This window comes from Streptomyces sp. NPDC046900, assembly GCF_040644975.1.
In the GTDB taxonomy this organism is placed as follows: domain Bacteria; phylum Actinomycetota; class Actinomycetes; order Streptomycetales; family Streptomycetaceae; genus Streptomyces.
This window is the reverse complement of the sequence record NZ_JBEYXD010000216.1, coordinates 1-3,075: the sequence shown is the minus strand read 5'-3', so window position 1 is coordinate 3,075 and position 3,075 is coordinate 1. Positions and strand designations below refer to the sequence as shown.

Sequence of the window (3,075 nt, the reverse complement as noted above, 5' to 3'; positions counted from 1 at the left end):
GAGGCCCCGCTCGTATGCGCCGAGCACCCCGCGACCACCCAATCGGGACTCCCATTCGATCGGCAAACCCCAAGATCGGTACGACAACAGCTACTCAGCGCCTCACATCCCAGCGACCTCACCGGCTGGGTTGAGCGAGTGGCCGCCGTGAACCCACGACGACGGCCGTTGACCCGTGCAGAGGCCGGGGCTCAGACGCCTGGTTACCGAAAAGGACTCTGTGGAACGCCGTGTTCTCATCACGCTCCTTCATCTTGGCACCTGCGGCCGCGCTGGCAGCCGGTACGGCACTCGCAGTCCTCACCCGCCTTCTTGAGAGGAACGCCTCCACGGCAGGCCGTGCCGTGTATCTCGTCCTGAACGAGGCATGGCCCTGGTCGGCCCTGGCCTTCTGTGTCGGCCTCGCCTGGGCATCGAGGGTCGCGTCCGCCGCCCTGGCCGCAGCGTCCCTGGCAGCGGCTGTCACTGCCTACTACGCGGTGCACACGCACACCACCTGGGCCGGACTTTTGTCGGCCACGGTCGCATGGGGTGCAGTCGCTCTGGTAGCCGGGCCCATTCTGGGGCCGGCGGGGAACCTGGCACGCGAGCGTGGACTGCGCGGTCTCCCCTTTCGGCTGATGATCCCGCTGCCGGCCGTCGTGGAGACGTCGGCGCGGCTGCGAGCCGAGGTCTCCGTACAAGGGCCAGTGGGTGAGACAGCGTGGACCATTACATGCCTTGCAGCGGTAGCTGCCTGTGTCGTCCTGGTCGCACACACGGTGCTGATCAACCGGCGGCGCCGCAGCGAAAGGTAAAACCGAGCAGTCACGGAGCTTTGGCACCGGTGGTGTCCTGGGCGCCTCCGCGATGACAGCATCCTCTCCTGATCAGTCGTGTCGACGCTGGGTGAGGCTGTGGTTCAGGGAGACGAAGTGGTCAAGGCCCTTCTGACGGCGTTGGCGACCTTGGAGGATCTCAGCCAGGTGGGGCACGACTCGCACATGGCGTTGAGCACTCTGGAAGGCATCGCTTCTGAGCTGGGCGGAATGGACGCTGGTGAGCGCCGGCGGTTCCTCGAGACGCTGGAGCGTGTGGCCTCGCACGAGCCGGACCGAGCCACCTGGATCCGGGGTCTCCCAGACGCACTGGGCCTTGATCGTTCGTGATCAGCCGCTGAGCGTCGCCGGCGCTGCCGCGGTGTCGTTGCCGCATGGACCGCTGTCCCACCCGTGGCCCTCCTTCATCTGCCCGACCGGGATCTTCGCGGAACACGTTCGTGATCACCCGGCGGTAGACGATCTCCGCTGAGAACGGTCAATCCCTGCTGAGACCGGTCACGAGCCCTGGGCTGTCACCTGCGGCGGCCTGTGACGACGACCCCGATGACCTGGGACGACCTCTGTCGTTCGGCTGCCGCGTACCCTGTCCGAGTTGCTGGGGGCCGGCACAAAAATTCTTCGAACTCTCGCGTTGCACCTTCACCGGTGGTGGACACGTAGGGACGGAAGCAGCGAGAGGAAGCCATGGCCATCGACAGCGAGGACGAGTTCACCGATGTCTACCGCGCTCACTACGAGGACGTGCTGCGGTTCGTCCGCCGGCGTGCTCACCCAATGAACGTGGACGACATCGTCGGTGAGACGTTCCTCGCCGCCTGGCGTCGTCGCAGCGAGCTGCCCGAGGACCCACGTCCGTGGCTCTTCGGCACCGCGCGTAACGCGATGCTCAACGCCCACCGCGGGCAGCGCCGCCAGACCGCTGTCGCGGTGCGTGTCATGGAGAACGGTGGCGACGACAGCTACGACGGTCTGACCCAGGCCGAGGAGCGGATGGACCTGGTGGCCGCCTGGCGACGGTTGTCGGCCGCCGACCAGGAAGTACTGGCGCTCCATGTCTGGGAGGGCCTCACGGACCGGGACGCCGCCACCGTGCTCGGCTGCTCACGCGCGGCCTACACGATGCGGCTCTCCCGCTCCAAACGTCGTTTGGCCAAGCTGTTCGGCCCGACCGGCCGGACCGCCCTCGCTCCGGCTCCGGCGCACTGAAGGAAGAGACGTGAACGATCACGAGAAGAACCTCCCCCGGTTGCTGGCCGCTCTGGACGCTGCTCCCGTCCGCGAACTGACCGAAGCCGAAAGCAACCGTAAGGAACATCTGTTGCGTACCGTGATGAACAGTGCGGCGTCCACCTCGCAGCCCGTCTCCCCGCCTCGCCGTCGTCGCCCGTTGCTCTGGGTGGCGGCCGGAGCCCTCACCGCCGCCGCGGCCGTAGCCGTCGTGGGCCAGGCCTCGCACAGCGCGCCCGGCTCGGGTGTCCTGCCCGCGGCGGAACTCGCGAGCTGGACCGGCACCCCGAGTCGTCTGCCGGCTACCTCGCCCGAGGCCGCCGCCGCCGAGAAGTGGTGCGTCAAGGCTCTGGGCAGCGACTACTCCGGCACGTCGGTCTCGTACGCCAACCTGGACGTGCGCGGCTCGATCACCTCTGTGGTCGTCACCGACGGGAAGACCATCTCCTACTGCCTCACCGACAAGGCCGGCCACGGCATGGCCGAGGTGATCGACCCGGTCAAGACGCTCGCCGGAAACGCGATCGAGGTGGACTCGGCCGGCGGCCATGGCGAAGGGAGCACCGGCCTCAATTACCTCGTGGGCTCGGTGGGAACCGATGTCAAGGCCGTGACCCTGCACGACGGCGACCGCACCATCGAGGCCACCATCCAGAACGGCCGGTTCACCGCCTGGTGGCCGTCCGACGAACCGACCGGCAGCGCCGGCAAGGTCGACATCACCCTCAAGAACGGTTCCACCCGGACCGTCTCCGGCGACTCCATCTTCCCGAAGGACTGAGGAGCCGACACGGGCGGCCGCTCCGACCTCATGGAGCGGCCGCCCGGTCGAGCCCCGGAAGTCCTACCGCTCCGTCACCCGCATCGCCCAGTCCACCGGCCGCCGCGTCATCCGGCTCCAGTTTTCGAGGGTCGCGCTGAGCACACAGCGTGGCCCAACGTCGATCGTTTAGGCGGCTCGGCTGGGGTGTGAGTGTTCTGCCGATGTTGCGTCAGGTCGTGTGAGCTGAAGGATTGTCATGCCTGC

Annotated in this window: 4 protein-coding genes; all 4 read left to right on the top strand. The window is 67.6% G+C overall.

Annotated features, from left to right (window positions below; all coding sequences use genetic code 11):
- Window positions 1-254: 254 nt before the first annotated feature.
- The 4 genes from ABZ904_RS50950 to ABZ904_RS50935 all read left to right on the top strand — a co-directional run bounded on the left by ABZ904_RS50950 (window position 255) and on the right by ABZ904_RS50935 (window position 2,829).
- Complete coding sequence (locus ABZ904_RS50950) at window positions 255-797, top strand: DUF6518 family protein (RefSeq protein ID WP_359408743.1); 543 nt, start codon at window positions 255-257, stop codon at window positions 795-797.
- 78 nt (window positions 798-875) lie between these two features.
- Window positions 876-1,148 carry a hypothetical protein gene (locus tag ABZ904_RS50945; RefSeq protein WP_359408745.1) on the top strand — a complete coding sequence of 91 codons (273 nt, stop codon included), beginning with the start codon at window positions 876-878 and terminating at the stop codon, window positions 1,146-1,148.
- 357 nt (window positions 1,149-1,505) lie between these two features.
- Window positions 1,506-2,027, top strand: coding sequence for a sigma-70 family RNA polymerase sigma factor (locus ABZ904_RS50940; RefSeq protein ID WP_359408747.1), 522 nt, complete (start codon window positions 1,506-1,508; stop codon window positions 2,025-2,027).
- Between the two features lie 10 nt (window positions 2,028-2,037).
- Window positions 2,038-2,829 carry a hypothetical protein gene (locus ABZ904_RS50935; protein ID WP_361831137.1) on the top strand — a complete coding sequence of 264 codons (792 nt, stop codon included), beginning with the start codon at window positions 2,038-2,040 and terminating at the stop codon, window positions 2,827-2,829.
- Window positions 2,830-3,075 lie beyond the last annotated feature (246 nt).